At 38.5% G+C, this 21,246-nt stretch carries 20 protein-coding genes and 2 pseudogenes; 15 read left to right on the forward strand and 7 right to left on the reverse strand.

What is annotated here, in order from left to right; all coding sequences use genetic code 11:
• Window positions 1-166: 166 nt before the first annotated feature.
• The 6 genes from pgdA (at window position 167) to N8M20_RS06905 (ending at window position 7,223) form a co-directional block, all read left to right on the forward strand.
• Complete coding sequence (gene pgdA, locus N8M20_RS06880) at window positions 167-1,558, forward strand: peptidoglycan-N-acetylglucosamine deacetylase PgdA (protein WP_261079529.1); 1,392 nt, start codon at window positions 167-169, stop codon at window positions 1,556-1,558.
• A 76-nt stretch (window positions 1,559-1,634) separates the two neighbouring features.
• The gene (locus tag N8M20_RS06885; RefSeq protein ID WP_261079530.1) at window positions 1,635-2,477 is read left to right on the forward strand and encodes an aldo/keto reductase; all 843 of its coding nucleotides are present in this window, start codon (window positions 1,635-1,637) and stop codon (window positions 2,475-2,477) included.
• A gap of 272 nt (window positions 2,478-2,749) precedes the next feature.
• Window positions 2,750-3,511, forward strand: a complete 762-nt coding sequence (locus N8M20_RS06890; RefSeq protein WP_261079531.1) for an elongation factor Tu — start codon at window positions 2,750-2,752, stop codon at window positions 3,509-3,511.
• A 199-nt stretch (window positions 3,512-3,710) separates the two neighbouring features.
• Window positions 3,711-4,628: a glycine--tRNA ligase subunit alpha gene (gene glyQ / locus N8M20_RS06895; protein WP_000038733.1), complete on the forward strand. Its 918-nt coding sequence runs from the start codon at window positions 3,711-3,713 to the stop codon at window positions 4,626-4,628.
• 259 nt (window positions 4,629-4,887) lie between these two features.
• Window positions 4,888-6,924, forward strand: coding sequence for a glycine--tRNA ligase subunit beta (gene glyS, locus N8M20_RS06900; RefSeq protein ID WP_261079532.1), 2,037 nt, complete (start codon window positions 4,888-4,890; stop codon window positions 6,922-6,924).
• A gap of 41 nt (window positions 6,925-6,965) precedes the next feature.
• Complete coding sequence (locus tag N8M20_RS06905) at window positions 6,966-7,223, forward strand: DUF896 family protein (protein WP_000371280.1); 258 nt, start codon at window positions 6,966-6,968, stop codon at window positions 7,221-7,223.
• A 116-nt stretch (window positions 7,224-7,339) separates the two neighbouring features.
• Here N8M20_RS06905 and N8M20_RS06910 read toward each other — a convergent pair whose 3' ends face one another.
• Genes N8M20_RS06910 through N8M20_RS06920 form a run of 3 tightly spaced genes read right to left on the reverse strand, consistent with a single transcriptional unit; the run spans window position 7,340 to window position 10,191 of the window.
• Window positions 7,340-8,584, reverse strand: a complete 1,245-nt coding sequence (locus N8M20_RS06910; protein WP_261079533.1) for an NAD(P)H-dependent oxidoreductase — start codon at window positions 8,582-8,584, stop codon at window positions 7,340-7,342.
• An 18-nt stretch (window positions 8,585-8,602) separates the two neighbouring features.
• Window positions 8,603-9,208, reverse strand: a complete 606-nt coding sequence (locus N8M20_RS06915; RefSeq protein ID WP_261079534.1) for an NADPH-dependent FMN reductase — start codon at window positions 9,206-9,208, stop codon at window positions 8,603-8,605.
• Between the two features lie 59 nt (window positions 9,209-9,267).
• Window positions 9,268-10,191, reverse strand: a complete 924-nt coding sequence (locus N8M20_RS06920) for an FAD:protein FMN transferase (protein ID WP_261079535.1) — start codon at window positions 10,189-10,191, stop codon at window positions 9,268-9,270.
• 306 nt (window positions 10,192-10,497) lie between these two features.
• Between N8M20_RS06920 and nox the strand changes: the two genes are divergently transcribed.
• Window positions 10,498-11,877 (forward strand): H2O-forming NADH oxidase, encoded by a 1,380-nt coding sequence (nox, locus tag N8M20_RS06925; protein WP_261079536.1) that lies wholly within the window; start codon window positions 10,498-10,500, stop codon window positions 11,875-11,877.
• Window positions 11,878-12,075: 198 nt separating this feature from the next.
• Window positions 12,076-12,462, forward strand: a pseudogene (gene tnpA, locus N8M20_RS06930) (IS200/IS605 family transposase); the annotation flags it as partial.
• Between the two features lie 227 nt (window positions 12,463-12,689).
• Here the strand turns inward: tnpA (N8M20_RS06930) and N8M20_RS06935 are convergent.
• Both N8M20_RS06935 and N8M20_RS06940 read right to left on the reverse strand, forming a co-directional pair.
• Entirely contained in the window at window positions 12,690-14,093 is a 1,404-nt protein-coding gene (locus tag N8M20_RS06935; RefSeq protein ID WP_261079537.1) for a sensor histidine kinase, read from the reverse strand.
• A gap of 2 nt (window positions 14,094-14,095) precedes the next feature.
• Window positions 14,096-14,794, reverse strand: coding sequence for a response regulator transcription factor (locus N8M20_RS06940; RefSeq protein ID WP_049542668.1), 699 nt, complete (start codon window positions 14,792-14,794; stop codon window positions 14,096-14,098).
• Between the two features lie 180 nt (window positions 14,795-14,974).
• On the opposite strand from N8M20_RS06940, the gene N8M20_RS06945 reads away from it, so the two are divergent.
• From N8M20_RS06945 to pdxT, 7 genes and pseudogenes are all read left to right on the forward strand, one after another.
• Window positions 14,975-15,109 carry a type A2 lanthipeptide gene (locus N8M20_RS06945; RefSeq protein WP_261079538.1) on the forward strand — a complete coding sequence of 45 codons (135 nt, stop codon included), beginning with the start codon at window positions 14,975-14,977 and terminating at the stop codon, window positions 15,107-15,109.
• 153 nt (window positions 15,110-15,262) lie between these two features.
• Complete coding sequence (locus N8M20_RS06950; protein WP_261079539.1) at window positions 15,263-16,174, forward strand: ABC transporter ATP-binding protein; 912 nt, start codon at window positions 15,263-15,265, stop codon at window positions 16,172-16,174.
• A gap of 5 nt (window positions 16,175-16,179) precedes the next feature.
• On the forward strand, window positions 16,180-16,929 hold the full coding sequence (locus N8M20_RS06955; RefSeq protein ID WP_261079540.1) for an ABC transporter permease: 750 nt from the start codon (window positions 16,180-16,182) through the stop codon (window positions 16,927-16,929).
• Entirely contained in the window at window positions 16,926-17,654 is a 729-nt protein-coding gene (locus N8M20_RS06960) for an ABC transporter permease (protein WP_203212799.1), read from the forward strand. Before N8M20_RS06955 ends, N8M20_RS06960 begins: the two co-directional genes overlap by 4 nt.
• A 175-nt stretch (window positions 17,655-17,829) precedes the next feature.
• Window positions 17,830-18,344 (forward strand): annotated as a pseudogene (tnpA, locus tag N8M20_RS06965) (IS200/IS605 family transposase).
• Between the two features lie 244 nt (window positions 18,345-18,588).
• A complete protein-coding gene (pdxS, locus tag N8M20_RS06970) occupies window positions 18,589-19,464 on the forward strand; it encodes a pyridoxal 5'-phosphate synthase lyase subunit PdxS (RefSeq protein ID WP_261079541.1) in 876 nt (291 codons plus the stop codon).
• On the forward strand, window positions 19,465-20,046 hold the full coding sequence (gene pdxT, locus N8M20_RS06975; RefSeq protein WP_261079542.1) for a pyridoxal 5'-phosphate synthase glutaminase subunit PdxT: 582 nt from the start codon (window positions 19,465-19,467) through the stop codon (window positions 20,044-20,046).
• Between the two features lie 19 nt (window positions 20,047-20,065).
• On the opposite strand, the gene trhA is transcribed toward pdxT, so the two are convergent.
• Together trhA and N8M20_RS06985 are read right to left on the reverse strand one after the other, a co-directional pair.
• Window positions 20,066-20,713, reverse strand: a complete 648-nt coding sequence (gene trhA, locus N8M20_RS06980; protein WP_049509562.1) for a PAQR family membrane homeostasis protein TrhA — start codon at window positions 20,711-20,713, stop codon at window positions 20,066-20,068.
• Complete coding sequence (locus N8M20_RS06985; RefSeq protein ID WP_261079544.1) at window positions 20,713-21,156, reverse strand: DUF1836 domain-containing protein; 444 nt, start codon at window positions 21,154-21,156, stop codon at window positions 20,713-20,715. Before N8M20_RS06985 ends, trhA begins: the two co-directional genes overlap by 1 nt.
• Window positions 21,157-21,246 lie beyond the last annotated feature (90 nt).

Genomic DNA, 21,246 nt, shown 5'->3' on the forward strand with positions numbered 1-21,246 from the left:
TGGGACTTTTTTTCTACACAAAAATAGGCTCCATAAGATCCATAGGGGATTTACCCACTACAAATATTATAGAGCCAATCTAAAGAGGGGGACTTCCTCTCTTTTTTAATATACTATTTCCTCTAAAATAATTGAAATTATAGTTTGAATTTGATATGATGGTCTTATGGATAAAAGTAGAGCAAAGCGTGAGAATCACGATAAGATAAGAATGAGTCTAATAGCCCTAGTAGCTATCTTCTCAGTAAGTATTTGTGTCCTTGGTTCAATAATTGGATATAAAATATACACAAAACAAAGTTTTGAACAAAAGATTGAATCGCTCAAAAAAGAGAAAGATGATCAATTGAGTGAGGGAAATCAGAAGGATCATTTTCGTAAAGGACAAGCAGAAGTAATTGCCTATTATCCTCTCCAAGGGGAGCAAGTGATTTCGTCTATAAAGGGAATTATGACACAGGATATTAAAGACAATCTAGAGGATAAGGAAAATCTGGTTTTTTATTATACGGAGAAACAGGATTCGACTTTAAAAGGGATTGTCAACCGAAGTGTGATGAAACAAGTCTATGATTTAACTTCGTCAAAAGTTGAAGAGACTGAAAAAACTAGTCTGGCAAAAGTACATTTAACAGAAGATGGTAAACCTTTTACCCTTGATCAATTATTTTCAGATCCAAGTAAAGCCAAAGAGCAGTTGTTAAAAGAAATCACCTCTTTCTTACAGGATAAGAAATTGGAGCAAGAAAAGATTGATCAAGTTGTTAAAGGCTTCTCTGACCAAGACTTGTCTGCATGGAATTTTGATTATAAGGATAGCCAAATTCTTATTTATCCGAGTCAGCCTGTTGAAAATCTGGATGAGATTGCCTTGCCAGTATCTAGTTTCTTTGAACTTATTCAGTCCTCTTATTTATTAGATAAGGATGCAGAGCTATATAAGGCTTATTATGAAAAGAAAAATCGTAAAGTAGTAGCCTTGACTTTTGATGATGGACCAAATCCTGCAACGACAAATCAAGCATTAGATACTCTTTCTAAGTATGGTATCAAGGCGACTTTCTTTGTTTTAGGTAAGAATGTTTCTGGCAATGAAGAGATTTTGAAACGCATGAAAACAGATGGTCATGTCATTGGAAACCATAGTTGGAGCCATCCCGTTCTTTCAAAACTTTCGCTTGATGAAGCTAAAAAACAAATTACTGATACTGAGGATGCGTTGACTAAGGTGCTGGGTTCTAGTTCAAAACTCATGCGTCCGCCTTATGGAGCCATTACAGACGACATTCGCAAAAGCTTAGATTTGAGCTTTATTATGTGGGATGTAGATAGTCTGGACTGGAAAAGTAAAAATGAAGCAGCTATTTTGACAGAAATTCAGCGTGAAGTCAAGAATGGTTCTATTATTCTCATGCATGATATCCACGCTGAGACAGTAAATGCTCTACCGAAGGTTATTGACTATTTGAAAGGGCAAGGTTATGACTTTGTAACAATTCCAGATTTGTTAGATACTCGTCTTAAACCTCACCAACTCTATTACGACCGCAATCAATAATACACAAAATCTAAAGAGAAAAGTTTTCCTTGAAAATTTGCCTCTTTGGATTTTCTTCTCATAGAAAGGAAAAATAATGAAATCTTACACTTTAAATAATGGTGTTCCAATTCCAGTTCTAGGATTTGGAACCTGGAAAGCTGAAAATGGAGAGATTGCCTATCAAGCTGTCCTAGAGGCTTTAAAGGCAGGCTATCGCCATATCGATACGGCAGCGATTTATAAAAATGAAGAAAGCGTTGGTCGTGCCATTCAAGATAGTGGTATTCCGAGGGAGGAAATTTTTGTAACCAGTAAATTGTGGAATACAAATCACAACTATGAGCAAGCTCGTCAAGCTTTTGAAGAGTCTTTAGCGAAGTTGGGCTTGGATTATTTGGATCTGTATTTGATTCATTGGCCGAACCCAAAACCGCTTAGAGAAAATGACCAATGGAAAATCCGAAATGCGAAAGTTTGGAGAGCGATGGAGGAGCTTTATCAAGAAGGTAAAATCCGTGCTATTGGGGTTAGTAATTTCCTTCCCCATCATTTGGATGCCTTGTTTGAAACGGCAAAAATTCTTCCAGCGGTCAATCAAATCCGCTTGGCGCCAGGTGTGTATCAAGAGGAAGTCGTAGCTTACTGTAGAGAAAAAGGAATTTTATTGGAAGCTTGGGGACCTTTTGGTCAGGGAGAATTGTTTGATAGCAAGCAAGTCCAAGAAATCGCAGCAAATCACGGAAAGTCTGTTGCTCAAATAGCCTTGGTCTGGAGCTTGGCAGAAGGATTTTTACCACTTCCAAAATCTGTCACAGCTTCTCGTATTCAGGCTAATCTTGATTGCTTTGGAATTGAGCTGAGTCACGAGGAGCGAAAAACCTTAAAAACGATAGCTGTTCAGTCTGGTGCTCCACGAGTTGATGATATGGATTTCTAGAAAATCATAAAAAGAATTGTACATTGTTCTAATTTTTGATATAATAGTCAGCAGGAAAGAAAGTCTTATGGCGTTCTTCAAGCGAGCTTGGGATAGTGGGAGCCAAGTAGGGCAAAATAAAGAACTGGCGCTTTCTGTAGTATTTTCAAAAACAATGAAGTAATAAATTAGGGTGGAACCGCGTTTCTGACGCCCCTAGGTTAAATCAACCTAGGATTGTCGGACGCGGTTCTTTTGCTTATTCAGTCTATTGTGTGAAAGAAAGGAGAGACGTGGAAAACCTTTATCTTGTAAAAGACGATAGTCAACTAGCTGCATTTCGTGAGTTTGTAGTAAGAAATACTGAAAAGTTGAAAGATTATCAATCTTTTTTAAAGAATGAACTTGCAGTCTGTGATTTACCGCAAGCCGTTATTTGGTCAAGTTTTAATGCTGCTACACAGATTATTAGGGAAAGTGCTGTTCCAGCCTATACAAATAATAGACGAATGGTTATGACGCCTGATTTAGCTGTTTGGAAAGAGTTGTATTTGTATCAGTTGATGGACTACGAGTGTTCTCAGCAAACTCAAGCAATAGAAAGTCACTATCATTCTTTATCTGAAAATTTCCTCTTACAGATTGTAGGACATGAGTTAGCTCATTGGTCGGAGCATTTTTTAGATGATTTTGATGGTTATGACTCTTATATCTGGTTCGAAGAGGGGATGGTTGAATATATTAGTCGAAAGTATTTCTTGACAGAAGAGGAATTTCAAGAGGAAAAAATTTGTAATCAATCTCTCGTAGAACTTTTTCAGAAGAAGTATGGTTGGCATTCATTGAATGATTTTGGTTCTTCGACTTATGATAAGAACTATGCAAGTATTTTTTACGAATACTGGCGTAGTTTTTTGACAATAGATAAGTTGGTAGAAAATCTAGGTAGTGTACAAGCGGTCTTCGATTCTTATCATTTATGGGCAAATACAGATAAAACTCTTCCCTTGTTAAATTGGTTTGTTCAGCAGAAATTAATTGAAAAAGAAATATAAAAACTAAAGGAGTAAACAATGTCTAAGAAATTGACTTTTCACTGCGTCAGTGGCAGAGACCTCCTTACAGTCGGATTGCCTCACGCTCAGCACTAGAGTGCCTGAGCTAGACGCAGTACTAACTCGTCTTGCCTCGTATGATCGACGAGGCAGACTCGTGTCGCAAGTAATTTATAGAAAATAGAAAAAGGAGTAAATAATGTCTAAAAAATTGACTTTCCAGGAAATCATCCTTACTTTGCAACAATTTTGGAATGACCAAGGTTGTATGCTTATGCAGGCTTATGATAATGAAAAAGGTGCGGGGACAATGAGTCCTTACACTTTCCTTCGTGCTATTGGACCTGAGCCATGGAATGCGGCTTATGTAGAGCCATCACGTCGTCCTGCTGACGGTCGTTACGGGGAAAATCCTAACCGCCTTTACCAACACCATCAATTTCAAGTGGTTATGAAGCCTTCTCCATCAAATATTCAAGAACTGTACCTTGAGTCTCTGGAAAAATTGGGTATCAATCCATTGGAACACGATATTCGTTTCGTTGAAGACAACTGGGAAAATCCATCTACTGGTTCAGCTGGTCTTGGTTGGGAAGTTTGGCTTGATGGGATGGAAATCACTCAGTTCACTTATTTCCAACAAGTCGGTGGATTGGCAACTGGTCCTGTGACTGCGGAAGTTACCTATGGTTTGGAGCGTTTGGCTTCTTACATTCAAGAAGTAGACTCTGTCTATGATATCGAGTGGGCTGATGGTGTAAAATACGGAGAAATTTTTATCCAGCCTGAGTACGAGCATTCAAAATATTCATTTGAAATTTCGGACCAAGAGATGTTGCTGGAAAACTTTGATAAGTTTGAAAAAGAAGCTGGTCGTGCTTTGGAAGAAGGCTTGGTTCACCCTGCCTATGACTATGTTCTCAAATGTTCACACACCTTTAACCTGCTTGACGCGCGCGGTGCCGTATCTGTAACTGAACGCGCTGGCTATATCGCTCGTATCCGTAACTTGGCCCGTGTCGTAGCTAAAACCTTTGTCGCAGAACGCAAACGCCTAGGTTACCCACTTTTAGATGAAGCAACACGAGCTAAACTCTTAGCAGAAGACGCAGAATAGTGAGTAATACTGTGCTCTAAAATCGTTAGAGGCAAGTCGAAGACTTGCTAGAGGGATATGTACCGCCGTACTGTTATGTGGGGATTTTTGAAACCTTAGGTTCAAAAATCAGTCAGCTAAATCCACTTTGATGAGACTGTTGGAAATCTTGATCAATTTTGCATTAGATTTCCATACAGACTCACAAAGTTAGTTAGCGACGTCCCCAGTACCTAAGGTGCATATCAAAAAAGATTGAAGAAAATGTAAAGGAAAAAACATGACAAAAAACTTATTAGTAGAACTCGGTCTTGAAGAATTACCAGCCTATGTTGTCACACCAAGTGAAAAACAACTAGGCGAAAAAATGGCAACCTTCCTCAAGGAAAACCGCCTGTCTTTTGAAGCTATTCAAACCTTCTCAACACCACGTCGTTTGGCTGTTCGTGTGACTGGTCTTGCAGACAAACAATCTGATTTGACAGAAGATTTTAAGGGGCCAGCAAAGAAAATTGCATTGGATAGTGATGGAAACTTCACCAAAGCAGCTCAAGGATTTGTTCGTGGAAAAGGATTGACTGTTGAAGACATCGAATTCCGTGAAATCAAGGGTGAAGAATATGTCTATGTCACTAAGGAAGAAATTGGTCAAGCAGTTGAAGCCATTGTTCCTGGTGTTGTAGATGTTTTGAAGTCATTGACTTTCCCTGTCAGCATGCACTGGGCTGGCAATAGCTTTGAATACATCCGCCCTGTTCACACTTTAACTGTTCTTTTAGATGAAGAAGAGTTTGATTTGGATTTCCTTGATATCAAGGGAGGTCGTGTGAGCCGTGGCCATCGTTTCTTAGGACAAGAAACCAAGATTCAGTCAGCTTTGAGCTATGAAGAAGACCTTCGTCGTCAGTTTGTAATCGCAGATCCACGTGAACGTGAGCAAATGATTGTTGACCAAATCAAAGCAATCGAAACTGAGCATGGTGTACATATCGAAATTGATGCTGATTTGCTGAATGAAGTCTTGAACTTGGTTGAATACCCAACTGCCTTCATGGGAAGTTTTGATGCCAAATACCTTGACGTTCCAGAAGAAGTTTTGGTGACTTCAATGAAAGAGCACCAACGTTACTTTGTTGTTCGTGATCAAGATGGAAAACTCTTGCCAAACTTCATTTCTGTTCGTAATGGAAATGCAGAGCATTTGGAAAATGTCATCAAAGGAAATGAAAAAGTTTTGGTAGCCCGCTTGGAAGACGGTGAATTCTTCTGGCGTGAAGATCAAAAATTGGTCATTTCAGATCTTGTTGAAAAATTAAACAATGTGACTTTCCATGAGAAAATTGGTTCCCTTCGTGAACACATGATTCGTACTGGTCAGATTGCTATTCTCTTGGCAGAAAAAGCAGGCTTGTCAGCTGATGAAACAGTTGACCTAGCCCGTGCAGCAGCCATTTACAAGTTTGACTTGTTGACAGGTATGGTTGGTGAATTTGACGAGCTCCAAGGAATTATGGGGGAGAAATATGCCCTTCTTGCTGGTGAAACTCCAGCAGTGGCAGCTGCTATTCGTGAACACTACATGCCTACATCAGCTGAAGGGGAACTTCCAGAGAGCAAGGTCGGCGCAGTTCTAGCCATTGCAGATAAATTGGATACGATTTTGAGTTTCTTCTCAGTAGGCTTGATTCCATCAGGTTCTAATGACCCTTATGCTCTTCGTCGCGCGACCCAAGGTGTGGTTCGTATCTTAGATGCCTTTGGTTGGCACATTGCTATGGATGAGTTGATTGATAGCCTTTATGCTTTAACATTTGACAGCTTGACTTATGAAAATAAGGCAGAGGTTATGGACTTTATCAAGGCTCGTGTTGATAAAATGATGGGTTCAACTCCAAAAGATATCAAGGAAGCAGTTCTTGCAGGATCAAACTTTGTTGTGGCGGAAATGTTGGAAGCAGCAAGTGCTCTTGTAGAAGCAAGCAAAGAAGAAGACTTCAAACCATCTGTCGAATCACTTTCTCGTGCCTTCAACTTGGCTGAGAAGGCAGAAGGAGTTGCTGCAGTTGATTCAGCACTATTTGAGAATGACCAAGAAAAAGCTTTGGCAGAAGCTGAAGAATCACTCGTTTTGTCAGGGACTGTAAGTCAACAATTGAAACAACTCTTTGCTCTTAGCCCAGTCATCGATGCCTTCTTTGAGAATACCATGGTTATGGCTGAAGACGAGGCAGTCCGTCAAAATCGTTTGGCTATCTTGTCTCATTTAACTCAAAAAGCATCTAAGCTTGCTCGTTTTAACCAAATTAATACTAAATAAAATTTGATAAACGGACTTTATCTTATCACAAAGGAGAAGAAATGGATCCGAAAAAAATTGCTCGTATCAACGAGCTTGCTAAAAAGAAAAAAGCAGAAGGCTTGACCCCAGAAGAAAAAGTGGAACAAGCTAAACTACGTGAGGAGTATATCGAAGGTTATCGTCGCGCTGTTCGTCACCACATTGAAGGAATCAAAATTGTGGATGAAGAAGGAAATGATGTTACACCAGAAAAACTACGCCAAGTACAACGTGAAAAAGGTTTACACGGTCGTAGTCTCGATGATCCAAATTCATAATAAGTATTCTTTCTTTTAACAAAGATAGGTGAAATAATAATCAAAAGACTAGCAGTTTGTGTCTGCTAGTCTTTTTTAACTAAAAAAGGAACCGTTAATGGTTCCTAAAACTGTTATTAGTTACTTGCGCCAGATGTAGCGTCTGCGCCACCACCGTGGCCTCCAGCATCACCTGAATCTGAAGCTCCAGATGTAGCATCTGCATCGCCGTGACCATGTCCGCCAGCAGAAGCTGCAGCATTTCCACCAACTAGACGTTGACCAGTAGAATTGAGGTACCAATCAAGCCATGGTTGGAAGTTGAAGACTATTTCGTTGATACCAGCGTATGATCCATCAGGATAGTACATAGCTTGATAGTTGTGAGTATTGATAACCCCTGCAGGAGATCCAGGAACAATTGTACGAACATATTCTTGATCACCATTACGTAGTACACCGACAACCCACTCAACATTTTTCATACGTCCACCGGGAAGTGAGTTATGGACAGTTGAGAGACGGTTACCAGATTGAGATGGTACACGTTTAGCAAACATGGTGTTTGGATCTTGGTGAACATTATTGTAGTATAAGAATTGGTTGTTATCATCTGCATAGGTCAACTCAAATGGCATTGCTTTCAAGAACATATCGATTTGGTTAACAGTTAAGATACCATGATCTAGTTTGACATAGGTATCACCTGAAACCGCACCAGTAATTTCAGCAACTTTTTCAACCCATTCTGGATCATCGGGATCAACTTCTGTGATTGTGGTAGCAATTGGTCTGCCACAATCCAAATCTTCTGGTTCAATTGGTTTTGGTTTTTTCAATTTTGAAACAACTCCTACATATTTTACAAAATTATCCAAGCAAGTTTCGAGGAATTTAACTGTTCCGTCATTTGTAATATTCCCATCAACATCAAAGGCTTCCTTAGCTTTACCAAGAAGGAATTCGTTTCCAGGAAGTGTATAGGCATTGACACCTGGAGCGTCAAGAATCTTACGAAGGTGAACTTGGGCACGAGAAGTACCTTGGTCGTAGTAAGAAGCACCCACAATCATGACTGGTTTGTTTTCAAATGGATGAACTTCATATGAAAGCCATTCAAGAACAGATTTAAGAGAAGCTGAGATTGTGTGGTTGTGCTCAGGGGTAGCGATAATGACACCATCAGCACGTGTAATTCTGTTATACAAGAGACGCAATTGGAAACTTTCGTCCCATTTTTCGTCTTGGTTAAACATTGGAACTTCGTCAATTTCAAGAACTTCTAATTCAAATTTGAGTTTGAAGTGACGGCGGATAAATTCCAAGAGTTTACGGTTATATGATTGATCGTAGTTTGATCCTACAAGTCCAACAAATTTCATTCTTTTTGGTCTCCTATCTTACAAATTTTCCCAGTCAAAGTCTTCAGCATCTTTGCGAAGTAGTTCTTGTGCGTTGCGCAATTTTTCTGTAATTTTTACAAAGATACGGAAGTCGTCAAAAGTGGCATCCAATTTTTTAATAACATCAAGGTCAACCAAGTCGCCACTTGGGTTAAAGGCTTGAAGAGAGTGTGAAAGCAAGAATTCATCTGGAAGGACACTTGCTTTGATTTCTGGTGCGTTTAAGATTTGGCGAAGTTGTAATTGGGCGCGTGATGAACCAAGTGTACCGTAAGAAGCACCTGTAATCATGATTGATTTGTTCAAAAGTGGATAGATACCATAAGACAACCAAGCAAGAGCGCTCATCAAAACAGCTGGGATAGAGTGGTCATACTCAGGAGTACCGATAATAACGCCATCAGCCTCTTCGATTTTAGCAGCAATTTCCAAAATTTCAGCAGGTACTTGCTTGTCAGCTGGCTTGTTAAAGACAGGGATATCCTTGATTTCAACAAGTTCAATTTCAGCTTTGTCAGCAAAGTGTTTTTGCATGTATTGAAGCAATTGACGGTTTGTAGAACGTTTTGAATTTGTTCCAACAATAGCAATAAGTTTTAACATGAGATTTCCTTTCTCTTTTTACATAATACGATTTTAAAACTCCATTGAAACAGTTGTCTCTATAGAGTAGGGATTCCTGAAGAACAGCTTAGGTGACCTTCCTTATCAATCAGAATCGCTTCGATTCCCTCCAAACTTTCGACTTGCCAGAGGATAGAAGCAGGTCTTTCTCCAAAGAGTCGAGTTGTCCAGATTTCACCATCAACTGACTTATCAGAGATGATTGTGAGACTAGCGAGTTCTGTTTCAACAGGATATCCTGTCTGACTGTCAAAAATGTGATGGTAATCTTTTCCATCTACTGTCAGGTGACGTTCATAAATGCCTGAAGTCACGACAGATTGATTGACAACAGGGATGGTCATTAAGTGATTTCCCCGAGGATTGGCTGGGTCTTGAATCCCGATTTGCCAAGGTTGATTATCTCTTGCCTGATTTTTTCCAATGGTCAGGATATTCCCTCCCAGATTGATCAAGGCAGAAGTCACTCCCTCTTCTTTCAGAAATTGGGCAACCTTATCCGCACTATAACCCTTGGCTAAGCAACCTAGGTCTATCTTCATTCCTTTCTGTTTTAGAAACACAGTAGAAGTGGAAGAATCTAACTCGATATAATGAGGATTGATTAAAGGGAGAACCTCTTCAATTTCCTGAGGTTGGGCAACTTTGGCATCTGAAAAACCGATACGCCAGGTCTGAATTAGGGGACCAATACTGATGTTGAGATGGCTAGAGGGCGCTAGGCTATGCTCTAAACCAAGTGAAATCAGTTCGAACAGGTCAGGATGAACCTTAACTGAAGTTATTCCAGCTTGATGATTGATTTCCATCAACTCAGATTCTTGACTATTGGCATTGAAGCGGTATTCGAGCTCTTTGAGTAAATCAAAGGATTTTTGGAGCAAGCTATCGGCTCGCTCATCCACTAATGAAATCGTGATAGTGGTTCCCATTAGGCGTTCAGAATGTGAACTAAGAGGCAAGCTACCAACTCCTTTCTCTTATGAAAAGAAGGTTGAAATATAGTAAATTTATGAAAAATGAACCCCTTACATTTTCTTTCCATGATACTAGCATACCATAAAGTCAGCGTTTTCACAAATAAAATTTGTAAAGATGTCAAGAAATATGCTCAGGAAATGAAGAAAAATTGCAAGAATCCGTGTTAAGATACAGATTATTTACAATTTTTTACAAAAAAATAGGAAAAATCAGCCAAACTCTTGTAAACGCTAACAGTAAATGTTATACTAGTAGGGTAAATTTAGAATGAAGGTAGGAAATTTTTTATGAGTAAGATCGTTGTAGTCGGTGCTAACCACGCTGGTACAGCATGTATTAATACTATGTTGGATAATTTTGGAAATGAGAACGAAATCGTTGTATTTGACCAAAACTCTAACATCTCTTTCCTAGGTTGTGGAATGGCTCTTTGGATTGGTGAACAAATTGACGGTGCTGAAGGCTTGTTCTATTCTGATAAAGAAAAATTGGAAGCTAAAGGTGCTAAGGTTTACATGAACTCACCAGTTCTTTCAATCGACTATGATAACAAAGTAGTTACAGCAGAAGTTGAAGGGAAAGAGCACAAAGAATCATACGAAAAATTGATTTTCGCTACAGGTTCTACACCAATCTTGCCACCAATCGAAGGTGTTGAAATTGTTAAAGGGAACCGCGAATTTAAAGCAACTCTTGAAAATGTACAATTCGTTAAATTGTACCAAAACGCTGAAGAAGTGATTCACAAATTGTCTGATAAGAGTCAACACCTTGACCGTATCGCCGTTGTTGGTGGTGGTTATATCGGTGTTGAACTTGCTGAAGCCTTTGAACGTCTTGGAAAAGAAGTTGTCCTTGTTGATATCGTTGATACTGTCTTGAACGGTTACTATGACAAAGACTTCACACAAATGATGGCGAAGAACTTGGAAGACCACAACATCCGCTTGGCGCTTGGTCAAACTGTTAAAGCAATCGAAGGTGACGGTAAAGTTGAACGCTTGATTACTGATAAAGAAACTTTCGATGTGGATATGGTTATCCTTGCAGTTGGTTTCCGTCCAAATACAGCCCTTGCTGATGGTAAGATTGAACTCTTCCGCAACGGAGCCTTCCTTGTAGACAAGAAACAAGAAACTTCACTTCCTGGTGTATTTGCCGTTGGTGACTGTGCGACTGTTTATGACAACGCTCGTAAAGACACAAGCTACATCGCCCTTGCTTCAAACGCAGTTCGTACTGGTATCGTTGGTGCCTACAATGCTTGTGGCCATGAATTGGAAGGAATCGGTGTGCAAGGTTCAAACGGTATCTCTATCTACGGTCTTAACATGGTTTCAACTGGTTTGACTCTTGAAAAAGCGAAAGCTGCTGGTTACAATGCAACTGAAACAGGCTTTAACGATCTTCAAAAACCAGAATTCATGAAACATGACAACCATGAAGTAGCCATCAAGATTGTCTTTGACAAAGATAGTCGTGAAATTCTTGGTGCACAAATGGTTTCACATGACCCTGCGATCAGTATGGGAATTCACATGTTCTCACTTGCTATTCAAGAACATGTAACAATTGAAAAATTGGCTTTGACTGACCTATTCTTCTTGCCACACTTCAACAAACCATACAACTACATTACAATGGCTGCCCTTACAGCTGAAAAATAAAAATGAATGAACTATCTGGCCTTAGGTTAAGGTCAGATAGTTTTTTTATTATGTGACTATTAGTCCGTCTCGCTCCGTTAGGTGCGAGACAAAAAAACCACCCGCTATGCGGGTGCGCGTCGAAGGTTATACCCCAAAAACTCCAAACGCGATACAATAAAGGTGTTCAAGCCAATTGTAAAGCGAAAGGAGAAAAATATGGCACAAAAGGCACATAGTTTATCACACACAAAGTGGATGTGTAAATATCACATTGTGTTCACCCCTAAGTATAGACGAAAAGTCATTTATAATCAATATCGAAGTAGTTTAGGAGAAATATTTCATCGTTTGTGTAGTTATAAAGGAGTTGAAATTATCGAGGGTCACTTAATGCCAGGCCATGTACACATGTTAGTAAGTATTCCACCAAGGATAAGTGTCTCGAGTTTCATAGGTTATTTAAAAGGAAAAAGTGCACTCATGATGTTTGACAAACACGCCAATCTCAAGTACAAGTTTGGAAATCGGCATTTCTGGGAGAAAGGTTATTATGTAAGTACAGTAGGGCTTAATGAAGCCACGATTAAGAAATATATCCAAGATTAAAGAAATTATCCAGTGGATGATTTCTTCACGAGTATGAAAATTTGAGAACGAGTAAAGCATGATATAGCACTAGGTAAATTGAGTGTAAAAGAATATGAGGATCCCTTTAGGGATAGTGGTAAGTAATACTAAAGCCTATTTGAGAGGCAAGTGACGAGTCAAGAGCAATAAGGCTTGAACAACGTGAAAGCCAGCGTCTTTAGGCGCTGGCTGGTAATTTGGGCTTATAGCCCTGGGACAAACCACCCGTTTGACGGGTGGTCATGATTGGTAATGTTGAAGATCGGAAGTGAAATGATACTTTCAAAGAATTCATTTTGGACACTAGCAAACGAAATAGAGCCCTGATGCAAATCAACAATTTGTTTTGAAATTTTTAGCCCAATTCCAGTCGTTCTAATTTTAGAAATATCAATGTTTTTAAAAGATAATTCATTAAGTTCAGCAATTTTTTCTGGTGAGGCTCCCTGTCCATTATCTTTGATTTCGACAATTACATTTGTATCTTTTTTGAATAAGTTGATTCTTATTGTGCAACCCTTTTCGTTATGTAAAACAGAGTTGTAGATGATATTATGGATAACTCTTGTGATTAAAAACTGCTCAATCATGATAGATTGATTAACAAGTGAATAATCGTAATCAAATTCAAATTCAAAATCATTCCAGATTTCTTGATTTAAAATATGGATGAGAATGTCTTTGAAGAAGGGGATAATTTTTGTTTCAGTCTGATTTAATTGAAGATGACCGGATGAAAGGCGAGCTACTATATTTAAGTCATTTAAAATATTTTGGATGTAATAGGATTCTGTCAATATTGGGCGAATATGTTTTTTAGACTGTGTATCTAGTTCAGAATCATTTAACAAGGACGCGTTAGAAATGATGACAGAAAGAGGTGTTTTGATATCGTGTGCAATTCCTGAAATCCATTGCTCTTTAAAGACTTCATTCTCTTTGAGTAGAGTATCGGTTTGATTAATTGCAGTTGTAAGATATTCTAGTTCTGATATAGAATTTATTGGATTTTTCAAACCATCTGGGAGATTCTGAATAGCAGTTATAAGAGGCGCAATTTTACGATTGATATGCGTCACACCATAGTAGTAAAGAAAAGCGAAATAAAGGCAGTTGAAAAGCAATACTCCAAATGCTACTAGTGGAATCAGGCGAATACTATCTATATCTAAGTAATTATAACTATAACGAGCAATTTTATCTTTTGGAAAACCAACAACAATGATGTAGCCACCTTTTATCTGACTAAAAACAGGATAATCTGAAAGATAATAGCGAGAAAACTGTAAAATGTCCCCATAGTCAAATTGCGAAGGAACTTCTGTAGGTTTATACTGTTCGTACACTTGTTTTCCAGTCTGCTTATCCAATACCATGAGCCATAACTTTTGTTCTTTTAGACTAGAGATATCATTTTTAGGTATGTGGACGTTATTTTTTGTGATGGTAATGTGTTCAGAAATTATTTTCACAGTCTCAGTAGCAGTTTGCTTTTCCCTAATGTAAAAAACAAAACTGGCAATTAAAATAATATTGGTAATAAAGATAATGATGGAAAAAAAGATAAATTTCTTTAGTGAATACCTTAAAATTTTGGTTTGGTTCATAATCATGATAACAATTTATATCCCAGCCCTTTAGCTGTCTTTAAATATTGAGGTTTTGAAGGATTTTCTTCTATTTTTTCTCGAATTTTCCGAATATGTACAGTCAAAGAGTTTTCATAACCAAAGCTATCCACTCCCCAAATCGTATCACAGAGAGATTCAGTTGAAACGATGTAATTTTTATTATCGTAAAGTTTTTTCAAAATCTGAATTTCAATTGGTGTAATAGAAATTTCTGCTCCATTTTTTTGTACTGTTGCATTCCGAAAACTCACCAAAGTCTGTCCAATCTGTATTGCTTCCTGTTCTGATTTATAGCTTCTCCGGAGCAGAGCCATAATACGATAGATAAGATTTTTTGGAATGAAGGGTTTCATGACATAATCATCACCACCAGCATTGAAACCAGCTACCTCATCTTCAGGATTATTTTTGGCAGTCAGAAAGAGGATAGGAGTATCGCCTTTTTTTCGGATATGTTTTGCTAATGTGTAGCCATCACCATCGGGGAGCATAATGTCCAAAAGGAAAAGGTCGAACTGCTCTGTTTCAATCATGTCTAAACTAGATTCTATATCATAGGCTGATGTTAGATTGGAAAATCCGTATGCAGTGAGAATATCTCTTATGGAAGAGTTTAAAATTTTATCGTCATCAATAATAAGGATGTGCTTATTCAGGAGTTGTTGTTCGAAATTCATAATCTTACCTCGCTTATCTATATTATACCATTTAAAAGAGTGAAAAAAGGTAAAATACTTTAATCTTAATGTAAAATTAAGGTTAGCTTAGTTTAAAATTAATCTAGCATGTCTATAATAAAGACATAACCTAGATAGAGATACTTCTCAAATAAATTTTAATCAGTGAGGTATTTCCAAATGGCTAAACAACAAATGAATCTCGTTGAGATTGAAGTAATGAATTCTATTCAAGAATTAACTCTTGAAGAACTTGATAACGTTCTTGGTGCTGGTAGTGGAATAATTCATTTTATTCAGACAAAACAATGGTAATAGTGAGTCACCAATTAGATATTGTGAATTATGTTGATTCTATCATTTTTGTTGATAAGAGTAGTGGAGACGTTATCAAAGATACTCATGATAATTTGATTTATAGAAATCAAAATTATAGAAAATTATTTGGCTTAAAGGAGGAAGTTCATAATGATTAGTAATGTTTTACAGATAAAAAACTTACAAAAGGCATTTAAGGACACTCAGGTAGTTAACCTTAGTTCCTTATCAGTTCAACAAGGTGAGATTTATGGTTTTCTAGGTCCAAATGGAGCTGGTAAAACAACCACCATGAAGATGATTTTGTCTTTGATTTCTCGTACAGCTGGGGAGATTGAAGTGTTCGGTCAATCTATAGGTACGGACAAGCAGTATCTTAATCAGATTGGCTCTATGATTGAAGAACCGTCTTATTATCCTAATTTGACAGGCTATGAAAATCTCTTAGTCTTCCAAAAAATCCTTGGATTTGATAAGAAAAATATTCAGGAAACCTTGAAAATTGTGGGGTTAGATCAACCTAAAAACAAGAAAAAATTGGTTAAAGATTATTCTTTGGGTATGAAACAGCGCTTGGCTTTAGCCTTTGCCTTAGTCAAGAAACCGCGTTTGTTGATACTGGATGAGCCAACAAACGGGCTAGATCCAGCAGGGATTCATGAAATTCGGGAACTGATTATCAAGTTGGCAAAAGAACAGGGCATTACTGTCTTCATCTCTACCCATATCCTTTCAGAAGTAGAGCATATCGCTGACCGTGTGGGGATTATCAATCATGGTCAACTGGTTTACGAGGGAGAAATTCGTAAAATTCAGTCCAATAAATGGCTGGAAGTGCGTGGGGATTTTAGAGGTCGACGTGAAGTCATTAGCCAAGTGTTATTTGGTTATCCGTGCAAGATGTTGGATATACAAGAGGATAAACTCAAGCTGACTAACCTTGCCGATCAGCAGATTTCTAGTTTGTTACGAGATTTAATAGTCGAGAAAGTTCCAATTTATGAAGTGAAGCAAGAACAAGAAACCTTGGAATCTATCTTCCTCAACTTAACCAAGGAGTGAGTCTTATGTTGAATAATTTGTCTATTGAATTGCTCAAGGCAAAACGAACCAAATCCTTCCTCATTAGCATACTAGTTATGGGAGTCGGATTTGCTTGGGCAATTACAGCCGCTACACGCTACCTAAGTAATCCAGACATGCACCAGATTAGCCTAATTTTCTATATGATAAAAGAAGTAAATGGCTTGATTCTCCCTATTGTGATTTCTCTCTTTGTATCGCGGATTGTCAAGAACGAGAAGGAGGGCAACACTTTCAAACTGCTTTTGGCAAATGGTGAAAATGTACGGCATATCTTTCTGAGTAAGCTTGGCCTGACCATGTTCATTTTGACCTTCCTCGCTTTTTTGGAGGGAGTAGTAGCCCAGTTAATTGCAATCTTATCAGGTCTAGAAATGCCTGTTAGCCTAATCCTCTGGCAAATCGTCATTTTCTTGCTAGCCTCTTTTGTCTTAACCTGTCTGTTTTTGACTTTGCAGTTTTTACTGAAGAAGCAGGCATTGATACTGGCATTAGGGATTTTCGGAGGATTTCTTGGTGTTGGATTTGGTCATGCACCAGCTTTTCTACAGCTAATTTTCCCTTTTGGTGGTATAGGATATATGTCTCTGGTGGATTACCAGCAAGTTGCCAGTCAAGTGAGTTATGTTTTGGCGACAAACCTAGGATTTAAACTCTTTACATATTTGCCAATAGCCCTAATCTATCTCTTCTTATCTCTCTATCTGGTTGAAAAGAAAGGAGGCAAGCTATGATGTCTTATCTATCAGTAGAATGGCGGAAAACCAAAAAATTTTCCATGTTGATGATTGGTATTTGCTTCTTAGCTTTTTGTAGCCTGATTGGTCTTGGGATTTACTTTGGTTCAGCTTATTCTATGGTTGCAGAAATTGAAAAAGTGCCTGTTTTATGGGGACAATTGACCTTCTATTATAGCCAGCTTTTCTTTCCGATTTTGGTTAGCCTTTATGTAGCCATGATGTTAGGAAAAGAGTTTGACAGAAAAAATATTGAATTTCTCAGAGCTAATAATGTCAGTCTTGGGAAATTATTGTTGGCAAAAGAAATAGTAATTATCTTGTTTATTGCTGTTTTACAGTTGTTCTTGTTTGGTATTTTTTATGTCAGTGCTCACCTAGCTCATTTAGAAATTTCTAATTTGTTCACCTACCTCAAGTGGGATTTATTGGGGATTTTTGGAACAATTAGTATGATGGCAGTACAGTTTTTTGTGACAGCTAAAACTCGTGTTTTCAGTAAATCTGTGGGAATTGGTGCTATTGGTACTTTCGTAGGATTTATGATGATTTTTGTATCAGATAAATTATCTTTAATCTATCCCTACTCCCAAGCTATGGTGGCAATGCGGTCACGGAATTTGATAGACTTTAATTTAGTGGAAATAGTGCTGTTTATCATTGTAAATATTCTTCTGTGGGGGATTTTTCATACATTGAGTAATAAAGAATTGCATAAGTAATGCGAAGACTCTTCGGAGTCTTTTTATTATGTGACTTTCAGTCCGTCTCGCTCCGTTAGGTGCGAGACAAAAAAACCACCCGCTATGCGGGTGCGCGTCGAAGGTTATACAAAAAAACTCCAAACGCGATACAATAAAGGTGTTCAAGCCAATTGTAAAGCGAAAGGAGAAAAATATGGCACAAAAGGCTCATAGTTTATCGCACACAAAGTGGCACTGTTCTATCACATTGTGTTCACCCCTAAGTATAGACGAAAAGTCATCTATAATCAATATCGAAGTAGTTTAGGCGAAATATTTCATCGTTTGTGTAGTTATAAAGGAGTTGAAATTATCGAGGGTCACTTAATGCCAGACCATGTACACATGTTAGTAAGTATTCCACCCAGGATAAGTGTTTCGAGTTTCATGGGTTATTTAAAAGGAAAAAGTGCACGCATGATGTTTGACAAACACGCCAATCTCAAGTACAAGTTTGGAAATCGGCATTTCTGGGAGAAAGGTTATTATGTAAGTACAGTAGGGCTTAATGAAGCCACGATTAAGAAATATATCCAAGATTAAAGAAATTATCCAGTGGATGATTTCTTCACGAGTATGAAAATTTGAGAACGAGTAAAGCATGATATAGCACTAGGTAAATTGAGTGTAAAAGAATATGAGGATCCCTTTAGGGATAGTGGTAAGTAATACTAAAGCCTATTTGAGAGGCAAGTGACGAGTCAAGAGCAATAAGGCTTGAACAACGTGAAAGCCAGCGTCTTTAGGCGCTGGCTGGTAATTTGGGCTTATAGCCCTGGGACAAACCACCCGTCAAACGGGTGGTCATGATTGCTTTGTACCCATACAATTATCTTTTTTTTATCTTGTGATTCATTCTAATCTAACTTAAAATGAAATGGTAGCTACCAATATAAATGATGAGGAAAAAGAAATGACTGAAAATCGTTATGAATTAAATAAAAACTTGGCACAGATGCTCAAAGGTGGGGTTATCATGGACGTTCAGAACCCTAAACAAGCCCGTATTGCAGAGGCTGCTGGTGCGGCAGCTGTTATGGCCTTGGAGCGGATTCCAGCTGATATTCGTGCGGCTGGTGGTGTTTCCCGCATGAGCGATCCAAAGATGATTAAGGAAATCCAAGAAGCAGTTAGTATTCCAGTAATGGCCAAGGTCAGAATCGGGCATTTTGTTGAGGCTCAGATTTTAGAGGCTATTGAGATTGACTATATCGATGAGAGTGAAGTTCTATCGCCAGCTGACGACCGTTTCCATGTGGACAAGAAAGAATTTCAAGTTCCTTTTGTTTGTGGTGCCAAGGACTTGGGTGAAGCCTTACGTCGTATCGCTGAAGGTGCTTCCATGATTCGTACAAAAGGAGAACCAGGTACAGGAGATATCGTCCAAGCCGTTCGTCATATGCGCATGATGAATCAGGAAATTCGCCGTATTCAAAACCTACGTGAAGACGAGCTCTATGTTGCTGCCAAGGACTTGCAAGTCCCTGTAGAATTGGTTCAATATGTTCATGAACATGGGAAATTGCCTGTTGTAAACTTCGCGGCTGGAGGCGTTGCAACACCAGCAGATGCTGCGCTGATGATGCAATTAGGGGCAGAGGGAGTCTTTGTCGGTTCAGGTATTTTTAAGTCAGGAGATCCTGTTAAACGAGCGAGTGCTATTGTTAAGGCTGTGACTAACTTCCGTAATCCTCAAATTCTAGCTCAAATTTCTGAAGATTTAGGAGAAGCCATGGTTGGTATCAATGAAAATGAAATTCAAATTCTCATGGCTGAGCGAGGAAAATAGATGAAAATTGGAATATTGGCCTTGCAAGGTGCCTTTGCAGAACATGCAAAAGTGCTAGATCAATTAGGTGTCGAGAGTGTTGAAATCAGAAATCTAGATGATTTTCAGCAACATCAGAGTGATTTGTCGGGTTTGATTTTGCCGGGTGGGGAGTCTACAACCATGGGCAAGCTCTTACGAGACCAAAATATGCTGCTTCCTATTCGAGAAGCCATTCTATCTGGTTTGCCAGCCTTTGGAACTTGCGCGGGTTTAATTTTGCTGGCTAAGGAAATTACTTCTCAGGACGAGCATCATCTAGGAACTATGGATATGGTGGTCGAGCGAAATGCCTATGGGCGCCAATTAGGAAGTTTCTACACGGAAGCAGAATGTAAGGGAGTTGGTCAGATTCCAATGACCTTTATCCGTGGTCCAATTATCAGTAGTGTTGGAGAGGATGTAGAAATTCTAGCAAGAGTTGATAATCAAATCGTTGCAGCCCAAGAAAAAAATATGTTGGTAACTTCTTTTCATCCTGAATTGACTGATGATGTAAGCTTGCACCAGTACTTTATCAATATGTGTAAAGAAAAAAGTTGAGATTGAATTTCTCAACTTTTTACATGTAATAAACAATGGCGATGTATTGGAGTGCGGACGCAGCTAGGATAAAGAGATGCCAAATCATGTGGAAATAAGGTTTTTTCTTGGCATAAAATCCAGCCCCAACTGTATAAGAGAGTCCACCAGTTACCATGAGACTCCAGAAAATTGGCGTCGTTTGACTGATAATGGCAGGAATGATAGCTAGAACCAACCAGCCCATAATCAGGTAAAGGGCAAGGCTAAATTTCTCATTGACTTTTTTAGCAAAGATTTTATAGAGAATACCAAAGATGGTCGTTCCCCATTGGATAGCAATAATCAGATAGCCAAACCAGTTATTCATCAAAGTCAGTACGACAGGTGTATAAGAGCCAGCAATGGCAACATAAATCATAGAATGGTCAATAATTCTCAAGACATATTTGTGGGTTGAACCATAGGCCATAGAGTGATAAATGGTGGATGATAGAAACATGAGAAAGAGACTAATAACGAAAATGGAAACGCCGATAGATGATAAAAATCCGTGTGCCTCATAACTATAGGTGGATGAAATGGGGAGTAAGATGAGCATGATGACGGCACCCACAGCATGGGTCACGCTATTAGCAATCTCCTCTCCAAAACTGAGTTGTTTGCTGAGCTTTAGGCTTGTATTCATTAGATTTCCTCCTCTTGAGTATGATGGATTAAGGCTAGAGTTTGATGATAGAGTTTAACGGTTTGGCAGCTGGTTTGGATAATGGGGTTAGTTGGATCAATTCCTTGGTTCATGTAGTCCACAAAAGCATCGTAGAGTTGGTCAGAACTTGCTTGAGTTTGTAGAGTATTAAGTGTCTGAGCTATTTCTTGAATAGAAAATACAGACTTGAGGGTTGTGATAGCAATCAAACGGGCAATTTGTTGGCGTTGGTATTTTTTCTTATCAGGTTTTGTCAGGTAACCATGTTTGACATAATTGTTGACCATAGATGCTGTCAGGCCCTTGTCTTTAACAGGAGAGATAGGGGCGCAGACCTGATTGACATAGAGCAAAACCTGGTCCAGATAGAGGTCAATGTTTGGAATTTCTGCCCATTTTGGGTAGGAAAAGGTAGTTTTCATTTCCAACTCCTTTTTATATAGTTTTAATAACTAGATTATAAAATAATAAAAACAGAAAGTCAAGTTTTAACTGCTTGTAGAAAGACTTAA

It is taken from the genome of Streptococcus mitis (assembly GCF_946190275.1).
In the GTDB taxonomy this organism is placed as follows: Bacteria; Bacillota; Bacilli; order Lactobacillales; family Streptococcaceae; genus Streptococcus; species Streptococcus mitis_DC.

Bases quoted from the DNA above. Each gene is read 5' to 3' on its own strand.
- pdxS (WP_261079541.1), top strand. From the start codon at position 18,589: ATGACTGAAAATCGTTATGAATTAAATAAAAACTTGGCACAGATGCTC.
- N8M20_RS06955 (WP_261079540.1), top strand. From the start codon at position 16,180: ATGTTGAATAATTTGTCTATTGAATTGCTCAAGGCAAAACGAACCAAA.
- N8M20_RS06950 (WP_261079539.1), top strand. From the start codon at position 15,263: ATGATTAGTAATGTTTTACAGATAAAAAACTTACAAAAGGCATTTAAG.
- glyQ (WP_000038733.1), top strand. From the start codon at position 3,711: ATGTCTAAAAAATTGACTTTCCAGGAAATCATCCTTACTTTGCAACAA.
- N8M20_RS06960 (WP_203212799.1), top strand. From the start codon at position 16,926: ATGATGTCTTATCTATCAGTAGAATGGCGGAAAACCAAAAAATTTTCC.
- N8M20_RS06935 (WP_261079537.1), bottom strand. From the start codon at position 14,093: ATGAACCAAACCAAAATTTTAAGGTATTCACTAAAGAAATTTATCTTT.
- pdxT (WP_261079542.1), top strand. From the start codon at position 19,465: ATGAAAATTGGAATATTGGCCTTGCAAGGTGCCTTTGCAGAACATGCA.
- N8M20_RS06885 (WP_261079530.1), top strand. From the start codon at position 1,635: ATGAAATCTTACACTTTAAATAATGGTGTTCCAATTCCAGTTCTAGGA.
- N8M20_RS06945 (WP_261079538.1), top strand. From the start codon at position 14,975: ATGGCTAAACAACAAATGAATCTCGTTGAGATTGAAGTAATGAATTCT.
- pgdA (WP_261079529.1), top strand. From the start codon at position 167: ATGGATAAAAGTAGAGCAAAGCGTGAGAATCACGATAAGATAAGAATG.
- trhA (WP_049509562.1), bottom strand. From the start codon at position 20,713: ATGAATACAAGCCTAAAGCTCAGCAAACAACTCAGTTTTGGAGAGGAG.
- N8M20_RS06940 (WP_049542668.1), bottom strand. From the start codon at position 14,794: ATGAATTTCGAACAACAACTCCTGAATAAGCACATCCTTATTATTGAT.
- N8M20_RS06915 (WP_261079534.1), bottom strand. From the start codon at position 9,208: ATGTTAAAACTTATTGCTATTGTTGGAACAAATTCAAAACGTTCTACA.
- N8M20_RS06905 (WP_000371280.1), top strand. From the start codon at position 6,966: ATGGATCCGAAAAAAATTGCTCGTATCAACGAGCTTGCTAAAAAGAAA.
- N8M20_RS06910 (WP_261079533.1), bottom strand. From the start codon at position 8,584: ATGAAATTTGTTGGACTTGTAGGATCAAACTACGATCAATCATATAAC.
- nox (WP_261079536.1), top strand. From the start codon at position 10,498: ATGAGTAAGATCGTTGTAGTCGGTGCTAACCACGCTGGTACAGCATGT.
- N8M20_RS06985 (WP_261079544.1), bottom strand. From the start codon at position 21,156: ATGAAAACTACCTTTTCCTACCCAAAATGGGCAGAAATTCCAAACATT.
- glyS (WP_261079532.1), top strand. From the start codon at position 4,888: ATGACAAAAAACTTATTAGTAGAACTCGGTCTTGAAGAATTACCAGCC.